General features: G+C 68.2%; 16 protein-coding genes. 9 read left to right on the top strand and 7 right to left on the bottom strand.

Annotated features, from left to right (window positions below; all coding sequences use genetic code 11):
- Positions 1–22: 22 nt before the first annotated feature.
- From D103_RS0109985 to D103_RS0109955, 7 genes are all read right to left on the bottom strand, one after another.
- Complete coding sequence (locus D103_RS0109985; protein WP_018876709.1) at positions 23–2,281, bottom strand: RND family transporter; 2,259 nt, start codon at positions 2,279–2,281, stop codon at positions 23–25.
- Complete coding sequence (locus tag D103_RS0109980) at positions 2,281–4,170, bottom strand: LysM peptidoglycan-binding domain-containing protein (protein WP_018866597.1); 1,890 nt, start codon at positions 4,168–4,170, stop codon at positions 2,281–2,283. The genes D103_RS0109985 and D103_RS0109980 overlap by 1 nt, the downstream gene beginning before the upstream one ends.
- 37 nt (positions 4,171–4,207) lie before the next feature.
- Positions 4,208–5,023 (bottom strand): outer membrane lipoprotein-sorting protein, encoded by an 816-nt coding sequence (locus D103_RS0109975; protein WP_018876708.1) that lies wholly within the window; start codon positions 5,021–5,023, stop codon positions 4,208–4,210.
- 4 nt (positions 5,024–5,027) lie between these two features.
- Positions 5,028–5,930: a ThiF family adenylyltransferase gene (locus D103_RS0109970; RefSeq protein ID WP_018876707.1), complete on the bottom strand. Its 903-nt coding sequence runs from the start codon at positions 5,928–5,930 to the stop codon at positions 5,028–5,030.
- Positions 5,927–6,802, bottom strand: a complete 876-nt coding sequence (locus D103_RS0109965) for a PEP-CTERM/exosortase system-associated acyltransferase (RefSeq protein WP_018876706.1) — start codon at positions 6,800–6,802, stop codon at positions 5,927–5,929. The genes D103_RS0109970 and D103_RS0109965 overlap by 4 nt, the downstream gene beginning before the upstream one ends.
- Before the next feature lie 2 nt (positions 6,803–6,804).
- Positions 6,805–7,521, bottom strand: a complete 717-nt coding sequence (locus D103_RS0109960) for an acyl-homoserine-lactone synthase (protein ID WP_018866601.1) — start codon at positions 7,519–7,521, stop codon at positions 6,805–6,807.
- 133 nt (positions 7,522–7,654) lie between these two features.
- A complete protein-coding gene (locus tag D103_RS0109955) occupies positions 7,655–8,227 on the bottom strand; it encodes a PilZ domain-containing protein (RefSeq protein ID WP_018866602.1) in 573 nt (190 codons plus the stop codon).
- A gap of 363 nt (positions 8,228–8,590) precedes the next feature.
- Here D103_RS0109955 and D103_RS0109950 point away from each other — a divergent pair, with 363 nt between their 5' ends.
- The 9 genes from D103_RS0109950 to xrtA all read left to right on the top strand — a co-directional run bounded on the left by D103_RS0109950 (position 8,591) and on the right by xrtA (position 19,285).
- Entirely contained in the window at positions 8,591–10,135 is a 1,545-nt protein-coding gene (locus D103_RS0109950; protein WP_018866603.1) for an XrtA system polysaccharide chain length determinant, read from the top strand.
- Positions 10,136–10,250: 115 nt separating this feature from the next.
- Positions 10,251–11,147, top strand: coding sequence for an XrtA-associated tyrosine autokinase (locus D103_RS0109945; RefSeq protein WP_018876705.1), 897 nt, complete (start codon positions 10,251–10,253; stop codon positions 11,145–11,147).
- 16 nt (positions 11,148–11,163) lie between these two features.
- Positions 11,164–12,636 (top strand): TIGR03016 family PEP-CTERM system-associated outer membrane protein, encoded by a 1,473-nt coding sequence (locus D103_RS0109940; RefSeq protein ID WP_018876704.1) that lies wholly within the window; start codon positions 11,164–11,166, stop codon positions 12,634–12,636.
- A 3-nt stretch (positions 12,637–12,639) separates the two neighbouring features.
- A complete protein-coding gene (locus D103_RS0109935) occupies positions 12,640–13,746 on the top strand; it encodes an XrtA/PEP-CTERM system-associated ATPase (protein WP_018876703.1) in 1,107 nt (368 codons plus the stop codon).
- A gap of 15 nt (positions 13,747–13,761) precedes the next feature.
- The gene (locus tag D103_RS0109930) at positions 13,762–14,667 is read left to right on the top strand and encodes an XrtA system polysaccharide deacetylase (RefSeq protein ID WP_018866607.1); all 906 of its coding nucleotides are present in this window, start codon (positions 13,762–13,764) and stop codon (positions 14,665–14,667) included.
- A gap of 31 nt (positions 14,668–14,698) precedes the next feature.
- Positions 14,699–15,724 carry a FemAB family XrtA/PEP-CTERM system-associated protein gene (locus D103_RS0109925; RefSeq protein WP_018876702.1) on the top strand — a complete coding sequence of 342 codons (1,026 nt, stop codon included), beginning with the start codon at positions 14,699–14,701 and terminating at the stop codon, positions 15,722–15,724.
- Positions 15,725–16,063: 339 nt separating this feature from the next.
- The gene (locus D103_RS0109920; RefSeq protein WP_018876701.1) at positions 16,064–16,435 is read left to right on the top strand and encodes a GxxExxY protein; all 372 of its coding nucleotides are present in this window, start codon (positions 16,064–16,066) and stop codon (positions 16,433–16,435) included.
- A 50-nt stretch (positions 16,436–16,485) separates the two neighbouring features.
- The gene (locus tag D103_RS0109915; RefSeq protein WP_018876700.1) at positions 16,486–17,736 is read left to right on the top strand and encodes a TIGR03087 family PEP-CTERM/XrtA system glycosyltransferase; all 1,251 of its coding nucleotides are present in this window, start codon (positions 16,486–16,488) and stop codon (positions 17,734–17,736) included.
- Entirely contained in the window at positions 17,726–19,285 is a 1,560-nt protein-coding gene (gene xrtA, locus D103_RS0109910) for an exosortase A (protein WP_018876699.1), read from the top strand. The genes D103_RS0109915 and xrtA overlap by 11 nt, the downstream gene beginning before the upstream one ends.
- Positions 19,286–19,329: the final 44 nt, after the last annotated feature.

Genomic DNA, 19,329 nt, shown 5'->3' with positions numbered 1-19,329 from the left:
CAGAGGCGCGGCCGGGGCTCGGTCAGGCCGTGCGGGCCCGCGCGAGCCGGTGCCCGACGACCAGCAGGGCCGGTAGTACCAGCAGGTCGAACAGTAGCGCCGCGATCAGCCCGAAGGCGGTCAACCAGCCAAAGGCGGCCGTGGGCTGGAAGTCGGACAGGGCTAGCAGCAGGAACTGGCCCACCAGCACGATGGTGGTGGCGGTGATCGCGCGCCCGCTTCGGCGGAAGCTGCGGGCGAGCGCCCAGGCGACCGGACTGCCCCGCCCGCGGCGCTGGCGATAGTTGTGCAGGATGTGGATGGTGTCGTCCACGGCGATGCCGATGGCGACACTGGCAATCATGGCCGTGGCCATGTCCAGCCAGATGCCGAGCAGGCCCATCAGGGCGAAGATCATCGCCACCGGTGCCAGGTTGGGGATCATGCTGAGCAGCGTCAGCGGGATCGAGCGCCACATCAGCAGCATCAGCAGCGTGATCATCGCGGCCACGGCATACAGGCTGTGCAGCTGCCCCTCGATCAGCAGGCGTTCCTGATCCGCAAAAAGTCGGGCCATCCCGGCCATGTCCCATTCCAGGTCGGCCGGCGGGTTGGCTTCCAGGTGGCCGCGCAGGTCGTCCATCAGTGCGTTGATGGCCCGCGCCCCGAGGGCGTTCAGGTTGAGCAGGATGCGGCTGCGTTCGAAGTCGCGGTCGACGGCATCGAACAGGTCGCGGCCGTCGTAGATGAACAGGTACTGGGCGACCAGGTTGGGGTCGTCCGGGATGTGCCGGAAGGTCGGGTCTTCCTCGTTGAAGGCCCAGTGCATCTCGGCGACGAGATCCGGCAGGGACAGGCTATAGTCCACCTCGGGGCGCTGGTCCAGCCAGTTCTGCACCCGCTGGATGGCCTGCATGCGCTCCGGGTCCTGCAGGCTGTCCCAGTCCGGCCCGTCGAACACCACCTCCAGCGCCATCACCCCGGAGAGTTCGCGCTCCACTGCGCGGGTCGCCTGGGTGATCGAGTGGTCGTCGTCGAAGAAGGCGTAGAGGTCGGTTTCGACCTCGACCTGCCGGATCTGCGGGATCGCCAGGGCCACCAGGATGGCGGTGGCCAGCAGGACCCAGCCGGCGCGGCGGATCGCCAGGTGTGCCGCCCGCGCGGTGAAGCGGTCGAGCAGGCGCAGGCCGCGCTGCGGCGCGAGCCAGTCGCCGCGATCCCAGCGCACCATGATCGCCGGCAGGAGCAGCAGTACGACCGCCGCGGCGAGGAGCACGCCGAAGGCCCCGATCAGACCGAAGGTCTCGATCGGCCGGATGCTGCTGACCTGCAGCGACGCCAGCCCCGCCGCGGTGGTCAGCGCCATGAACGCGGTGGGACGGGCCACGGCGGCCAGCGCCGCCTCCACGCGCGCGCGCCCCCGGTGGCCGCGCTGCGCGGCATGCAGCAGGGCGTTGAAGAAGTGCATCAGCATCGCCACCGTCAATGCGGTCAGCAGGGGCGGCAGGATGGCGGAGATCAGTGTGAACGGCCGGTCGAGCAGGATCAGCAGGGCGATCGCGGGCCCGGTGACCGCGCTGATCGTGGCAGCGGACAGCACGACCACCAGCGGGCGCCGGAACAGCCACCACAGCAGCAGGAGGCTGATGGTCATGGTGCCCGGAACCAGGAAGGCGAGGTCCTTGACCATCGCCCGGAGCTGCGCGACATCCAGGGCGATATGGCCGGCGATGGCGGTCAGATCGCCTTCCAGGTCGTGCTCGGCGATCCGGTCGCGGAGCAGGCGTTCCAGCTGCAGGCGCTGCAGGCTGTTTTCCAGCGCGTGCGGGCGCACGACCACCGCCAGCGCCTCGCCGCCGGGGCCGGCTACCAGGCCGGGGGCGAAGCGGTCACGCAAGACCCGCTCGCGCCATTCATCGGCCGTGCGTTCGTCCAGCGCGCGGCCGTCCACCAGGCGGTCCACGGTGAAGCCGTCGGTCGTGGCCCGAATGTGGTCCAGGGTGGTGACCGACAGGACCCGTTCGACGCTCGGGTCGGCCTCCATGTCGCGCACCAGCGCGTCGATGCGTTGCAGGAAATCGGCCTCGAACAGCTCGCTGCCGGTAAACAGGCCGACCAGTACCTGATCTTGAGGGAAGCGTTCGCGCAGTTCGCGATCGAAGGTGACGGCGGCGGCGTCCTCGGGGAAATAGGACTCGGGGGCGTTATCCAGGTTGACCTGCAGGAGAACCGGGCCGGGCAGGAAGAGCAGCAGGGCCAGGATGCCCAGTGCCAGTCGCGGGCGCCCCAGCAGCCAGCGCATCAGAACTGCCCCCGCCAGCCGGTGACGAGCATGCGGTTATCGCGGTAGAAGCCCCCGGCCGTGCCCTCGGCCCCGTCCAGCCAGTGCAGGCCGATATAGAATTCCATGGGTTCGCGGGCGATCCATGCCAGTTCCGGGTTCAGATAGACGTCGCGCCGGTTGAGCCCGATCGAATAGCGCAGGCGGGCGCGCCAGTTGTAGTCGGCAAACGGGCTCTCCAGTTCTCCGGTCAGGAAGTAGCTTTCGCGCGCATCCAGCATGTCGCCGGCGTTCAGCAGGTGCTGGCCCGCCAACTGGGTGGTCATGCGGAAGTCCCCGTCTCCGGGGAAGCCCTCGGCGCCGACCACCCAGTCGACCCCCTCCACCGTGGTCTGGCGCAGGTCATCCGCGCGGGTCACCGGCACGTCGCTCAGCCAGGCGGCCTCGGCGCGCCAGGTCCAGGCGCCGGTGGCAAAGGCGGTGTCGCCGCCCACCACCCAGGTGCGCGGGTGGACGGCCTCCAGCGTCGGGTCCCCGGGTGGCTGGCCGGCCAGGATGGCCTGGCGGGTGTCGGTATCGAAGCGGTAGTAGGGCTGCGAATGCCGGGCCCGCTGGACGGTGACGGCGAAATCGGCGCCGCGGCCGGAGCGCCCCAGGCGCACGCCGGCGCCGCCGTTGCCGGAGACATCGTCGTCCAGCGCGGCCTGCTGGATCACCGGCGCCAGCGCCGGGTCCTGTGGAAGCCCCAGCAGGCGTCCGCGGTTGCGGTCCACCGGGTGCCAGAGGCTGTCACGGTCAGGCAGCTCCGCCGGCCGGAACAGGGGCAGGAAGACCAGGTCGGCATGCCACGGCCCCTGGAAGAATTCCGCGCGGATCGCCGGGTTCGCGCGGCGCCGTTCGCCGTACGGGTCCAGGCCGAAGCGGGTCAGGTCCTTGGTGCTGAGCCGGTCGGTGGGCGGGATCTCGTCCACCCGTCCCCACAGGATGCGCTGGGTGCCCACGGTGACGCGCGTACGATCGCCCCGGTAGCGCAGGAAATTTTCGTCATAGTCGGCGCGTGCGCGGGTGGTGCTCGGGTAGTCGCCGCCCTGCTGGGCCTGGATGTCCGCGCGCGCGCCCAGGCGCAGCTCCCAGGCCTCGTTCAGGTCGCGGCGGGCACTGACCACGCCGCGACCGTGCTGCACATGGTCCACGGGGCGCCCGGATGTGCCCAGCACGCCCAGTTCGATGCGGGCGTCCTCTACCCGCAGGTCCCAGGCGGCGGCGCCGGTCTGGGTGTCCGCGTCCGCATCCTCGGCCGACTCCTCGCCGAATACGAACGCGCGCTGTGCTTCGTCTTCGGCATCACCGTTTGGGGTGTCGCGCGACGGTGCCGGAGTGTCAGGCGCGGCGTCGCTCGCGGGAGCGGAGGATGCGTCGGCGACGGCGACGGGCGCAGCGGCGGACCCAGCCGTGGGCATGTCCGGGACCTGCAGCACCGCGCCGGCGCGCAGGGTATGCACGTCGCCGTCGAAGGCGTGCGGATTGTGTTCGAACAGGCGCTGGACCATCTCCCGAGTGGGGATGCGCGGGTCCGGGCGCAGGCGCTCGGCCACGCTCCACAGGGTGTCGCTGGCGCGCACGGTGTAGTAGTTGCCGGCGCCCGGGATGGGCGCGGGTTCGGTGCGCGCAAGCTCGTCCGGCGCGGGCGGCTGGAGCGTCGCCCCGGCCTTCAGGCCCTCGGGTCCGCCGTCAAAGGCATCCGGGTTGCGGGCATACAGCGCCTGCGCCATGGCCTGGATGCGGACGGACGGATCGGGGCGCAGATCGCGGGCGATGCTCCAGAGGGTGTCGCCCGGCTGCACGGTATAGGGGGCCGGCGCCGCGGCGGCCAGCGGCATTGGCCCCAGCACCAGCAGCCCGGCGAGCACCGTGGCGCGCCATCCCCCGGGCCGGGGCGTGGGCGCTTCATGGGCGATAGGGGCGCGCAAGGCTCGGGTCCGACAGGCCGCGGAGGGTGAATAGCTCGTCCGGGAGACCGCTGTTGTAGGTCACGTCCTCGACCTCGAGGATGGTGGTGCGGCCGCTGGCAAGATCGGTCATGGAGCTGCGGGTTACCGTCCAGTAGCCCTGGATCTCCTCGATCCGCTGTACCTCCAGGCGCTTCGCGGGCTCTTCGCCCCCTTCGTACAGGTCGATACGCAGCGGCAGGAGGGTCTCCTCGTGGATCCAGCTGACCCGCTTGCTGTAGACGGAGTTGCCGCTGTCCACGGGCACGCTCTCGAGCACGGTGACCGGGGTGCCCTCGTAGGCGTCCTCGCCCAGGATGCGATGGTGGTCCTTGTGCGGTTCGCGGTCTTCCAGGTCCTCGAAGTAGAGCTCGGACTGCACGAAGCTGCCGCCCCGGTTCTCGCTGCTGATGCGGCGCTCGCGCTGGATCGCGGGCAGGTAGAGCCACTGGTCGACATCGCCGCCCGGGTGGTTGTGGACCAGTATGGCCGTGTCGGCAATGTTGCGCGGCGACGTAAAGCGAATGAGGTTGCGGCTGGCACCGGGCTCCTCGCCATCCAGCCGATATTCGTAGCTTTCGCGCACACGCTCGCGGCGGCCGCCCCCGGTGAGTGTCATGATCCCCCGGGTGACGGCATCGTCCCCGTCCGGGCGCTCGTGGACGGCGCGTGCCAGCTCGCGCGCCGCGGATTCCTCCGCCAGCGCCGCGGCGGGCAGGGTGGCGACCGCGAGCAGGAGGCCCGCGCCGAGGAACATGGCGGTGCGGTTCATCATGGCGTCATTGTACCTCCGGGTTCGCGGCCCGCTGGTGCGCGCGCTGGGCGCGCAGTCGCCGGCGGGCGATCCGGATCAGCAGGCGGTGGAGCGGGTTGCGATTGCCCCCGGGGCGCCAGGTGCGGGCGAGGCGCTGGCGGTAGGCGTCGAAGTGCACGCCCCGCGGGGCCCAGGTTTGCGCGCCGCGCCCCAGCAGCAGCTTGAGCACCTCGGTGCCCATGACCCCGGCGCACAGGTCGCAGGCCATCGGCGTGGAGGGGCCGCGGCGTGCCGCCAGGTCGACGGCTGTCGGGTCGGCCAGGTAGCCCATCTGCAGCATCGCGGGCGCCAGGCCGATCATGAAGCGCAGGGCCAGTTCCTCGTCGTCCAGGTCGTCGTGCAGGTCGAAGTAGGCGTCGAAGCTCATCCCGTCGGGGCGGAAGTTCAGCAGGGCGGCCCCCATGCCGAGCGGGGCCACCGTGACGGCGGGGATGCCGCGCTCGGCACAGGCCCGGAAGACCTGGCGCCGGATGTCGAAGGCGAAGAAGTCGAGGCCGTCCACGTAGACATCCACGCCGTCGAGGAAGGCCTCCAGGTTGTCGGCGTGGACGCCCTGCGCAAAGGCGTCGATCTCGAGTTCCGGGTTGATGTCCCGGGCCATCTCCTCCAGCACCTCGACCTTGGGGCGGTCCAGCCGCGACAGGGCCGCGCCGACCTGGCGGTTCATGTTGTGCAGCTCGAAGATGTCGGGGTCGGCGATGCGGAAATGGCCGATACCGAGGCGCACCAGGGTCAGCAGGTGGGCGCCGCCGACCCCGCCAAGACCGGCGATCGCGATGCGGGCGCCGCGCAGCCGCTGCAGTTCGGCCGGCGTCACCCAGCCAACCGTTCGGGCGAAGGCCGTCTGGTAGTCGAACCCGGAACTCAATGCGCCAACCCGTTGAGTCCCGGTTGCGAGCGTGCCGGTAGCGGCAGGCGTGTCCGGCCGGTCGGGCGGACGACAGGGCACCCGGCAGCGCCCGGGAAGCGGAGCATCTGCGCGGATGTCACCGCCGGGGGAACACGCGGGGCGCGCAGCAAGGTCGACTCCACGTGCCGGCACAGCTCGCTCAGGGCACTCGATCGCTGGATGCTTTCGTGTGCCTCGCCGGAGTCGATGTAGAACGCCGCGCGCTTGCCATGATAGTGCACGACCTCGCCGATCTGGGTGAACTCCAGCCCGGTATGCCGCAGGATGCGGGCGAGGGCCGGCTCCATCATCGCGAAGGCATGCTGCTTGCGGTAGTGCACGCAGAGCAGGGTTGCGGCCACGAACAGGCTGACCGCGAGGATCGGGAACACGCGGATCTGGTCGGGCGAGAGTTTCAGGGCCTCGATGTCCCCGATCGGGGTGGCGGCCTCGCCGTTGCGGCGGCGGAACATGCTGTGCACGGCGAGCCGGGACACCTCGCAGACGTTGTCGCGCTCCAGCCGGTCCGGGCGCCAGGGGGTGTCGAAAAAGCTGTCGTGGCAATGGCGCTCCATGGGCAGCTGTCCGATCGGGTCCCGGGTGTCGACATGCACTACGCGCACACAGCCGGCGGCCATCCCGCTGGGCTTGTGCTCCAGCAGGCAGTGCCAGGCCTGGGCGTCGTACGCGTCGACCTCCTTGTGGCCCGGGCAATCCTCCTCCCGCTCGAAGCCGAACTCCTTGCAGTACACCTGGTAGCGAAGATGCTGGATGTCCTCCAGGTGTTCCCCGGTGCGCTGGGAGAGGTCGAAGTACCGCTTGAACCCGCTGACGATCGAGTCGCTTTCCACGACTAGTTTCCTCCTGCTGCAAGCCCCGCCACGTCCGGTGGCGGCCCCCACGCGGCGGGCACCTCCGTCGGATGCGGCGCCCCGCCCGTGGCGGGTTCTTCCCACGCAGTGTAGTGGGGAATCTCCGCCGCTGCCGGGAGTTGCAGGCGCGCTCGCCAGGCGCGCAGGGCCTTGCCCGCGGCCTCCGTGTGCGCGAGGCACGGGATGCGGGTACCACGATGACGGTGGGGGGCGCCGCACACCTCGATGGGCAGGCCGTGGCGTCGCAGCAGTCGCACGAGCGCCGGGCGCACCAGGAAGAACATCCGGCGGTAGCCGTGGCGCCGCGCGTACTCCTGGGAGGCCTGGCACAGGTGATAGAGCACCTCGGGCGAAGCCCCGCGCACGATCAGGCGCGACACCTCCAGCGCGGGTTCCCAGGACTGGGCTGCCACCTCGGGAAACAGCCGGCAGTTCGCCGTGGTCGGCAGGGGTTGGTTCCCCGGCAGGATCAGGCGCATGGCGCCCACCCAGCGAGCGTCCGGCGGGCGGCCTTCGTGGCTGATCAGGAAATGCTCGGCATGCTCGTCGTAGGCATCGCGCTCGATGCCTTCCGGGTGCTGTTCGGCGGGTTCGAAACCGGTTTCGCGGCAGTACACCTCGTAGCGCAGGCGGAAATGGATCCGTCGGGCGGCCTCCGAGCGTGCGAGATAGGCGCGGAACCGTCCGGCCCTATTCACGCGCAGAGCCGCATCCGGAACCGGATGCGGCGGGCGGTCGAGGGGGTGTGTCTGTACTTCGGTTGGGTGTCGAGTCCGTATTCGGATAATGCATGTTTCTGCTCCCATGGTCCGAGATTGAATGCCGCACCGTTCAGTGCGCGGCATTCGCGAACTGCAGACCGACCCCGCGCGGACTGGAAAACACCACCACGCCGTCGCGCACGCTGCCCTCCGCCACCATGACCCGGATGGGCGTTCCCGGGGGCAGTCGCGGCTGGTAGCGCAGCGGCATGACGCGTGCGCCGTAGCGCGAGATGTCCACCAGCCGGCAGCGCGCCGGTCGTCCCTGCACCCACATCTCGGTGAGTCGGTTGACGATCTCGCGCGGCCAGCGCCGCCGTTCCTCAGGCATCGGGGTGGTTGCCCCGGCGTCCTGTCCCTCGCCGAACTGCCATGCCATGGCCGCGCCCCAGTGCCGTTCCTCCGACGAGCTGGCGTAGATCTGTGCCTGCGCCGGATGCGTGATCGGGGGTGACCCCAGTCGGTCGATCAAGGCCGCCACGAAGCTGGCGGAGACCTGTTCATACTCGCCGACGGTCTCCAGATCCTGGTACAGCTGGCCGTGGACCTCGTCCAGGATGCGCAGGCGTTCCTCCCAGGGTTGATCCGCGATCGCCGGGAACCAGAAGTCCGCGAGCTCCAGTGCCAACTTTTCGTGACTCATCAGCGATCCTTGAGGGTCGGTGCAGGGGCCGCTGCAGGCTTACGACTCTACCCAGTGACCCGGTAGCAAACCCTGTACCAGTTCACAGAACCGCCCGGGATTCATCCGCCTCCGTGCGATCGCCCGCGCCGTGATCTGCGCGTCAGTTCGCCGTATGTAAACAATCCCGACATCTGTGGACAGGTGTGCGCAAACCCACTTGAATGAACCTGGGATTTCCCCAAACCCGGCGGGACCGGCACGACGGTGCCAGAGCCGGGTGGTCCCGGCGCAACGCAGGCGCGTCCGGGGGACAGGTATTCGCTGCAGATCGGCCCGCGGGCGCTCCCATGCGCCAGTGCGGTCGGCGGGAAGCTGGGCCGTATGGAAAAGATCGTTCAAGAGCTCTGGCAGCATGTGCGGGGCACCTGGCGCAAGCGCTGGTGGATCCTGCCAATTGCCTGGCTGGTCTGTATCGGTGGCTGGGCCTACGCCCACAACCTGCCGGATACCTACCAGGCGGATGCCCGGATCTACGTGAACACCCAGTCGGTGCTGGACCCGCTGCTGCGCGGGATGACGGTACGCCCGAACACCGAGCAGCGCCTGCGCATGATCACGCGCACCCTGCTCAGCCGCGACAACCTCGAGGAGATCGCCCGCGAGAGCGATCTCGATGTGCTGACCGGAAACGCCAGCCTGGATGCCCAGGTGGCATTGCTGCGATCGCGGCTGACCCTGGAGGGGGGCGAGCGCGACAACATCTACAGCGTCCGCTTCCGCCACAGCAACCCCGAGGTCGCCTACCGCGTGGTCCGCGAGACAGTCGACCTGTTCATGGCCCGCGGCATGGGCGACTCGCGCCTCGACCTCACCACTTCGCAGCAGTTCATCGAGCGTCAGCTGGAGAACTACGAACAGCAGCTGCAGGAGAAGGAGGCCGAGATCGAGCAGTTCAAGCGCGACAACGCGCGCTTCCTCAGTGGCGATGGCAACTTCTACTCGCGGCTCGAGCGCACCCGTGACCAGCTGCAGCAGGCCCGGCTGCAGCGCCGCGAGGCCGAGAGCCGGTTGCAGACACTGGAGCGGCGGGCCCGTGAAGGCCGGGCCAGTGGCCTGGGGGGCTACGAGAACTCGGAACTGGACCGGCGCATCAGCGAATTGCAGGAGAACATCGACGCGATGCGGCTGCGCTACACCGATGAACACCCGGACGTGGTGTCGTCGCGCCGCATCCTCGTCGAGCTGGAGGAGCGCCGGGAACGGGAGGCGCAGGAGTTCGCGCGCAACCCGCAGGCCATCCAGCGCCCGGGCAGCAGCAACGAGGCGCTGCAGAACGCGATCTCCGAAACCGAAAGCGAGATCGCCTCGCTGACCACCCGCATTGCCGAGTTCGAGGAGCGGGTGGCGCGGCTGGAGGGCGATGTGGACCGCGCGCCGGCGGTGGAGTCCGAGCTGACTTCCCTGACCCGCAACTACGACGTGCTGCGCAATTCCTACCGCCAGCTGCAGGACCGTCGCGAGCAGGCGGTGATGTCCGAGGCCGTGGAGAGCCAGACCGACGCGGTCGATTTCCGGGTGCTGGAGCCACCGCGCCAGCCCACGGCGCCGGCCTCGCCGGATCGGCCCATGCTGGCCACCGCCGTCCTGCTGGTCGGCCTGGGGGCGGGCACCGGATTTGCCTTCCTGCTGTCGCAGCTGCGGCGAACCATCAGCAGCAGCCAGCAGCTGGCGGCGGTGACCGGCCGGCCGGTCCTCGGCAGTGTCTCGCGCGTGCGCACCCCGATGACCCGGCACCGGCGGTTGTCCGAGCTGGCCGTGTTTGCGGCGGCGCTGGGGACCCTGGTGCTGGTCTATGCCGTGGTCATGGGGCTCTACGCGACGGGGTCCGAGTTCCTTCTGGACGAGCTCATGGGATGGCTGCGATGAGGGTGCCGGGCGGGTTCGCCGGGCACGTTTCCGGTCATCGCCGGGCGCACCGACTATCTTTCAGGGAACGGGCCGATTCGACGCAATCGGTTGCCAGCAGGGGGCAGACAGCGCGATGAGCATTATCGAGAAGGCACTGGACAAGAACCGGGCGCGACAGCCGGTCCCCGAAGCCAGGGCGGAACAGGCGCCGGCCCCCGAAACCGCGACGCCCGAGCCCGAACCTCAACGGGCACCGGTATCACAGGAAGTCAGCATCGATTTTGCCTGGCTGCGCAAGCAGGGGCTCATCGTGCCCGGGGATCAACGCTCCAGCGTGGCGGAAGAGTTCCGCATGATGAAGCGCCCGTTGCTGAACAACGCCTTCGGGCGCCACGCGGCAATGCGCGTGCCCCGTGGTCGGCTGATCATGATCACCAGCGCCCTGCCAGGGGAAGGCAAGACCTTCACCAGTGTGAACCTGGCCCTGAGCATGGCGATGGAGCTGGAACGCACGGTGCTGCTGGTGGATGCCGACGTGGCGCGACCGGCGATCCCCCGCACGCTGGGTTTCAAGGCCGACCTTGGACTTATGGATGTCCTCAGCGAGCCGGATATCCAGATCCCCGATGTGCTGCTGCGCACCAACGTGGAGAACCTGACCGTTCTGCCCGCGGGCCGTCCGCACGGGCGTTCGACCGAGATCCTGGCGAGCGACGTGATGCGGGATCTGGTCGATGACCTGCACGATCGCTACGAGGACCGGATCATCCTGTTCGACTCCCCGCCCCTGCTGGCGACCAGCGAGCCGGGCGTGCTGGCGACTCACATGGGACAGGTGGTGATGGTGGTCGAGGCCGATCGCACGCCGGCCACCACGGTGGAGCGGGCCATGCATCAACTGGATTCCTGCGGGGTCGTACTCACCTCTCTCAACCGCGCGACGCCCGGTATTGGCATGGGGGGGCAGTACTACGGGGGCAGCTACTATGGCAGCGAGCGTGATCATGTCGCCGGCGCCCCGTCCCGCTAGGCCCCGGGGCCCGGCGGTGGCCCGTCGGTGGTGGATCGGCGCGGCCGCGGTCGTGCTGGCGGTGCCCGGTAGTGCGAAGGCCGTCGACTGGACGTTCACCCCCCGGGTCACGGTATCCGCGGAGGTGACTGACAACGCCCGCCTGGCCCCGCGGGGGCAGGAGGAGGCCGACCTGATCGGCACGGTCGCGCCCGGGTTCACGCTGCGCGGCGAAGGCGCGCGCAGCGACACCCGCATCGACTACCGCATGAACTCGCGCTTCTATGCCGACGATACACGCCAGGACCGCACGACCCACACCCTGCGCGGCCGCACGAACTGGGAGCTGGTGGACGATACCTTTTTCGTCGACGCCGGGGCCTCGCGTACCGAGCAGGCGGCCTCGATCCTCGGGCCGGTCGGCATCGGGGGCAGCACCCCGCGCGAGAACCTGCAGGAGACCACCACCTACAGCGTCTCGCCGATGCTGCGCACCCGCTACGGCAGTTTCGCCACTCAGGAGATCCGCTACACCTACGGCGAGAATCTCTACCACCGCAGCAACCGCCAGGACAGCGACTTCCACCGGGGTGAATACGTCCTCGACAGCGGGGCCGCCTTCAACCGTCCCTTCTGGCAGCTCGCCGGGTTCTACGAGAAAGAGCGCTTCGAGGATGGCCTGGAGGGCGAGTTCGGACAGGTCAGCGGGACCCTGGGCTACCGGTTCGGGCGGTCCCTGCGCCTGTTCGGCGTGGTTGGCGAAGAGTTCAACGACTATGCGACCACCCGCGAGGACGATGACGGCGGCTTCTGGCAGGTGGGGGCGGGCTGGGCCCCGACGAGGGTCACCAACATCGAGGCCCGCTACGGCGAACGCTACTTCGGCAAGAACCGGTCGTTGGCGGTCGACCACCGCAGCCGCCGCGCCACCTACCGCCTCAGCTACAACGAGGGCGTGAGTTCGACCCGGCAGCGGCGCGACGGGCCCTTTGCCCAGCTCGCGGAGGACATCCAGTTCATGTCCGTCGACGAACTTCTGGACAACTACTCCCCGGAAGAGATCTTCCTGTTTCTGCTGAACCCGGAGCTGGGCGACGAGGCATTCGTGGAAGGCTTCTACCTGACCCGAACCTGGCGCGCCGGCTGGAGTTACGACACCGGTCGCAGTGTGTTCGGCGTCAACCTGATCCAGACCGAGCGCGAATCCGAGACTCAGACCAACGTCGGCCTGTTCGAGGACAACCGCACCCAGCGCGGGGCCAGCGCGTTCTGGCAATGGCGCTACGGTCCGCGCACGACGACCCTGCTGACCACCGGCATCAGCCGGACCGACTTCACCGACAGCGATCGCGAGGATGACCTCTGGTTCCTGCGCGCCAGCGTCAGTCGTCAGCTGACGCCGGATACCAGCGCCAGCCTGGCCTACCGGCACCAGCGCCGGGATTCGAACGCCGCGGCCAACGAGTACCGCGAGAACGCGATCATCGGCACGCTGACACGGGAGTTCTGAGGCATGTACGAGGAATTCTATGGTTTCACCGGCCGGCCCTTCGCGCTGAGCCCCGATCCGCGGTTCTTCTACGCGAGCAAGGGCCACAGCCGGGCGATGGCCTATCTGGAATACGGCGTGCAGCTGGAGGAAGGCTTCATCGTCATCACCGGCGAGGTCGGGGCCGGCAAGACCACCCTGGTGCGCAGCCTGTTCGAGACCCTGAGCGACAAGCCCCTGGTGGCGGCCCAGCTGGTGAGTACACAGCTGGATGCCGAAGACCTGCTGCGCTCGGTCTGTCTCGCCTTTGGGCTGGAGGATGCCCCGAATCACAAGGCCGGTCAGTTGCGCCGCCTGGAGTCCTTCCTGCACGACACGCGGGCCCGGGGCCAGCGCGCGCTGCTGGTGGTCGACGAGGCACAGAACCTGGGCCCTGACGCCGTGGAAGAACTGCGCATGCTGTCCAACTTCCAGGGCGAGGACGGCCCCCTGCTGCAGAGCTTTCTGCTCGGTCAGCCGGAGTTCCGGCGCCTGCTGCGCAGCGAGAACATGCAGCAGCTGCGCCAGCGGGTGATCGCGACCTACCACCTCGGCCCGATGGACGAGGACGATACGCGCGCCTACATCGAGCACCGTCTGGCACGCGTGGGCTGGAATGGCCGGCCGCATTTCGACGCTGACATCTGGCCGCGCATCCACGACTACACCGGCGGCATCCCGCGCAAGGTGAACACCTTCTGCGACCGCCTGCTGCTGATGGGGTATCTGGAGGAATGTGCCGATCTGGATGCGGCGCGGGCGCAGCAGGTGATCGACGAGATCGAGGAGGATCTGGAGGGCGTGCTGCTGGACGAGACGCCCCCCGCCGCCGGTTCATCGGGGCCGCGCCGGGAGGCGCACGCGGGCACGGACGACCAGGGCGACCAGGGCGACCCGGATCAGGCCGTCGCCAGCCAGGTCTCCATGCTGCGCATCGAACAGGATCTCGAGGCGCTGGAAGAACGCCTGCACCGGATCGAGCGCAACCTCCTGGTCAACTTCCGCGTGACCCAGGAGGTGCTCAAAATCGTGCGCGACGAGGGCTACGAGCCGGAGTCCTTGTCCCCGGTTCCCAGCGCCGTACGGTCGTAGGGGCGGAGCCTCGTCATGCAGCCGAAAAACGCCCATCGGCCCAATGCTCTGACCGTCGATGTCGAAGACTACTTCCAGGTCTCCGCGCTGGCGCCGCAGATCCCGCGCGACTCCTGGGATTGTCGTGAGTGCCGTATTGAGCGGAACCTCGATCGCATCCTCGACCTGTTCGAGCGCCGTGGGGCGCACGCCACCTTCTTTACCCTGGGCTGGATTGCCGAACGTTACCCTCAGGCCATCCGGCGTATCGTCGAGGCCGGGCACGAACTCGCCAGCCATGGCTATGGCCACCAGCGGGTAACCGACCTCAGTCCCGAAGCCTTCCGCGCTGACGTTACCCGCGCGCGCGGGATACTGGAGGATCTTTCCGGTTCCCCCATCCGGGGCTATCGCGCGCCGAGCTTTTCCATTGGGGAGGGCAACCTGTGGGCGCTCAGAATTCTGGACGAGACAGGGCATGACTACAGCTCGAGCATTTATCCGGTTCGCCACGACCACTACGGCATGCCGGACGCCCCGCGCGAGCCCCATCGCCCGTTGGAAGGCGGTATCCTGGAACTGCCGCCCGCCACCCTGCGCATGGGCGGCCGAAATCTGCCGGCGGCCGGCGGCGGTTACTTTCGTCTCCTGCCCTACGCCATCTCGCGGCGCGCCCTGCGTCGGATCGAGCAGGTGGATGCGATGCCCGCGGTGTTCTATTTCCACCCCTGGGAGATCGACCCCGGCCAGCCGCGTATTCCCGGCATTACCGCCAAGACGCGTTTCCGGCACTACGTGAATCTGCACCGTATGGAGGCGCGTCTGGATCGCCTGCTGCAGGACTTCACCTGGGATCGAATGGATCGCGTATTCGCTGTCCCCCTCGATTTGCAGGCCCCCGCCCTGACGTCCTCGGAGGGCGCCCGTGTATCAGTCGCCTGAAGACCAGGAACGGATGGCGGCTACGCTGCCCATGCAAGTGTGCACACTCGACGCGACCGGGCATGGGCGCTGGGATGCCTTCGTCGATGGCTGCCCGCAGGCCACGTTCTTCCACCGCGCCGGCTGGGCAACGGTCATGCAGCGCGCCTTCGGGCATCCCGTCTGGTTTTTCTACGCGGAACAGAACGGGGTTATCCAGGGCGTGCTGCCGCTGGTGCGGGTGCGCTCGCGCCTGTTTGGCGATGCCCTGGCCTCGATCCCGTTCGGCGTTTACGGCGGCATTGCCGCGCAGACGCCCACGGCCTTCGAGGCCCTGGATCGGCGTGCCCGGGCGCTTGCCGAAGAGCTAGGGGTGGATTATCTCGAATACCGTCACCTGGAACCGCAGCACCCGGACTGGCCAACCAAGGACGATCTCTATTTCACCTTCCGCAAGGTCATGGAGCCGGAGGTCGAGGCCAACATGAATGCGATCCCCCGCAAGCAGCGCCGCATGGTGCGCAAGGGGATCAAGGCCGGGCTGACCAGTGAATTCGAGTCCGATATCGAGCGCTTCTACCCGATTTTCGCGGCCAATGTGCGCCGCATGGGGACGCCGGTCTTCAGTCGTCGCTACTTCGAGACTCTGCTCGACGTGTTCGGCGACGAATGCCGGGTGCTCACGGCGCTGCACGACGGTGATCCGGTCGCCAGCGTCGTGACCTTTTTCTTCCGCGAAGAGGTGCTGCCGTACTACGGCGCAGGTACGCCCGAGGCGCGCCAGGTCGCGGGCTATGACTTTCTCTACTGGGAGCTGATGCGCCACGCCTGCGAGGACGGTTACCGCATCTACGACTTCGGTCGCAGCAAGCGCGATACCGGCTCGTTCAGTTTCAAGAAGAACTGGGGCTTCGAGCCGCAGCCGCTGTACTACGAGTATCACCTGGTGCGAGCGCGCGAGATGCCCGACGTAAACCCGCTCAACCCCAAGTACCGCTATTTCATCAAGGCCTGGCAGCGCCTGCCCCTGCCCGTCGCCAACTGGCTCGGCCCCAAACTCTCCCGCTCCCTCGGTTGAAGGGCCTTCCCGCCACCGAGGCCACAGCCAACACCGAGCAGGTCAAGGTCAAGGGCGGATTCACCACGAAGAACACGAAGACACGAAGGCATGCCAGGGCAAGTTCAAATGCAGAGCAGGCCTTGCCACGGGGTACACGGAGAGGGGGGTGATTGCAAGAGCGGGGTCAAGGGCGGATTTACCACGAAGAACACGAAGACACGAAGGAATGCCAAGGCAAGTTCAAATGCAGAGCAGGGCTTGCCACCGGGGCCATGGGGCACACGGAGAGCGGCGACTGCAAGAGCGGGTTGACCGCGAAGGCACGAAGGGGAACCAGAAAGTGATTATGGGGGAGAAATGGAATTCGACCCGCTATCGAAGAAGGCCATTGGATTGGCGATCGAGGTACATCGCGAGCTTGGGCCGGGGCTCTTGGAGTCGGTTTACGAGAAATGCCTGGTGCACGAAATGCTGGAATCCGGCCTGTACTGCGTGTCCCAGGTTCCGATCCCGGTCACGTACAAAGGGCGGGAGCTGGATTGTGGCTACCGTATCGACATCCTGGTCGAGGACAGACTGATGCTGGAGCTGAAAAGTGTGGACGCCCTGCAAAGGATTCACGAGGCCCAAACCCTCACATACATGAAGCTCGCGAATGTTCCGCAAGCGCTGTTGATCAACTTCAACAATGTGCGCCTGAAAGACGGTCTCAAACGACTAGTCCTTTGAAGTGAAGGCCCTTCTTCGTGCCTTCGTGACCTTCGTGGTGAATACGCCCTATGGATGATCTTCTTTATCTGGTGCATCGGATTCCGTGGCCGCCGAACAAGGGCGACAAGATTCGTTCGCACCACATCCTGCGCTATCTGGCGCAGCACTATCGTGTGCACCTGGGTACGTTCATCGATGACCCGGCGGATGCGGCGTATCTGCCCGAGCTCAAGCGCATTTGCACGACGGTCTGTGCGCGTCCGCTGCCGCGCCGGCGGGCCCAGTTGCGCGCGCTGACCGGCTTCCTGAGCGGCGAGCCGCTGACGGTGCCGTGGTATCGCGACCGCGAACTGGCACGTTGGGTTAGGACCACGCTGATCCGCCAGCCGGTCGCCTGTGCCGTGGCCTTTTCCTCGGCGATGGCCCAGTACCTGCCGGAAGGGGGCGGGCGAACCCGGGTGGTCGACTTCGTGGACGTCGATTCCGACAAGTGGACGCAGTACGCCCCGACGCGGCGCTGGCCCATGAGCGCGGTGTATCGGCGCGAGGGCCGCCGGCTGCTGGACTACGAGCGCCAGGTCGCGCAGGCCAGCGATGCCAGTCTGTTCGTGTCGCCGGCCGAAGCAGACAGCTTCCGCCAGCGCGCCCCGGAGGCGGCGGACCGGGTGCATGCGCTGAACAATGGCGTCGATGCCGCCTTCTTCGCACCCGAGGCGGTGGCGGGTTCCAACCCCTATGCCGCCGGCGTCCGCACCATCGTGTTTTCGGGCGCGATGGATTACTGGCCCAACGTCGATGCGGTGGTGTGGTTCGCCGATCACGTCCTGCCCGGCTTGCGCGCGGAACACCCGGGTGTGGAGTTCTGCATCGTCGGCAGCCGGCCGGCGCCCGAGGTGGCGGCCCTGGCGGGCCGGCCCGGCGTGACGGTCACCGGATTCGTGGACGATGTGCGTCCCTGGATCGCGCACGCCACGCTCGCGGTCGCGCCGCTGCGCATCGCCCGTGGCGTGCAGAACAAGGTCCTGGAGGCGATGGCGCTGGGGCGTCCGGTCGTGGCCAGCCCGCAGGCCCTGGAGGGGCTGACCGCGACCCCCGGGCACGAGGTCGTCGCGGCGGACGCCGAGCCGCGCGCGTTCCTGGAGGCGGTCTCCGGGTACCTGCGCGCCCCGGACCCGGCGCTGGGGCAGGCGGCCCGCGCCCGCGTACTGGCGGACTACGACTGGGCGCGCAATCTCGCGCACCTGGGCGAGATCCTGCGGCGTCGCCCGGGCCGTGTGCCCGGTACGGTGTCGATCGAGGAGGCCGCACATGGTCGCTGACGCGCTGAATGCCCGAACACGCGCCCGCGGTTCCTCCTGGTGGTTTGCCGCGCCGGTCCTGGTGCTGGGCCTGGTCGTGCTGGGGTGGATGTTCTACCCGACATTCGCCTCCATCGTTGCGATCTGGAACCGCTCGGACACCTTTGCGCACGGCTTCCTGATCGTCCCCATCGTCCTGTTCCTGCTGTTTCTCAAGCGTCAGGAGGTGCTTGCGCTGGAGCCGCGGCCATCCTGGTGGGCGCTGTTGCCCCTGGTGGGGCTGTCCCTCGTCTGGGTGGCGGGGGAGTTGGTGGATGTGGTGTCGGTGCGCCAGTTCGCGGCCGTGCTGATGATCCCCGCGCTGTTCTGGCTGGTGCTGGGCAACGCGATCACCTGGCGCCTGCAGTTCCCCCTGGCGTATCTGCTGTTCGCGGTCCCGTTCGGCGAGTTCCTGGTGCCGCCGATGATGGATCTGACCGCGGATTTCACGGTGACCGCCGTGCAGCTGACCGGGATCCCGGTCTATCGCGACGGGCTGTATTTCGATCTGCCCACCGGCCGCTGGTCGGTGATCGAGGCCTGCAGTGGCGTGCGCTACCTGATCGCGTCGGTCGCGCTGGGCACGCTGTATGCCTATCTCATGTACCGCAGTCCCTGGCGGCGGATCGTGTTTGTCGGCGTGTCGATCGTGGTCCCGATCGTTGCCAACGGCCTGCGCGCCTACATGATCGTGATGATCGGCCACCTGAGCGACATGGAGCATGCGGCCGGGGTGGATCACCTGATCTATGGCTGGATCTTCTTCGGCGTGGTCATCGCGCTGATGTTCGCGATCGGTGCGTTGTGGCGCGAGGACATGGAGCCGTTGCCGACCCCGACGGTGCCTCCCGCGCAACCCGGGCGCTCCGCGCAGGCGGGTTCGTTCGTTGCCGCCGCGGTGCTGACGGTCGTCCTGGCCAGTGCGGCGCCGCTGTATGCCGAGTGGATGAACCAGCGTGATCTCGGCCCCGTGGCGGGCCTGGGTACGGGCCCGCTGGCACCAGCAGGCTGGCAGGTCCTGGAGGAACAGGATGCCGCCTGGGAGCCGGGGTATCGTGGCGCCCGCGACGGTCGCGGCGGCCTGGTGACGGCCGCCGACGGCGGCGAGCCGGTGGGTATGCATGTGCTGTTCTACCGCGAGCAGTACCGGCACGGGAACATGGTGGGCTGGAGCAATACCCTGGCCGGGCGCGATCGGGCGCTGGAATGGTCGCAGTCGCGTCGCGGCCGGGCCACGCTGGAGGGATACCCCAACCCGGAACGCTTCCTGCTGAACGGCCCCGGGCAGCGGTTCCTGGTGTGGCGCTGGTACTGGGTGGATGGCCGCCTGACTACCCGGCCGCATGAGGTCAAGGCGCGGGAGGCGCTGAACCGGTTATTCGGTGGTCGGGACGATGCCGCGCTGGTGGTGCTGTATGCGCCGCTCGAGTTCGACAACGGCACCGATGCGGCGGAGGCGGCATTGCGGACCTACGCCGCGGATGCCCTGCCCGAGCTGCTCGAACAGCTCGACCACGTCGCGCGGCAGTGACGGGCGCCTCCGTACCCGTGGCCCGGGAGGGTGATCAGCGCCCC

Origin of the sequence: Thioalkalivibrio sp. ALE31, from assembly GCF_000377405.1 — a bacterium.
In the GTDB taxonomy this organism is placed as follows: Bacteria; Pseudomonadota; Gammaproteobacteria; order Ectothiorhodospirales; family Ectothiorhodospiraceae; genus Thioalkalivibrio.
Note: the sequence above shows the minus strand (reverse complement) of the source record. Positions and strands in the feature narration are given on the sequence as shown.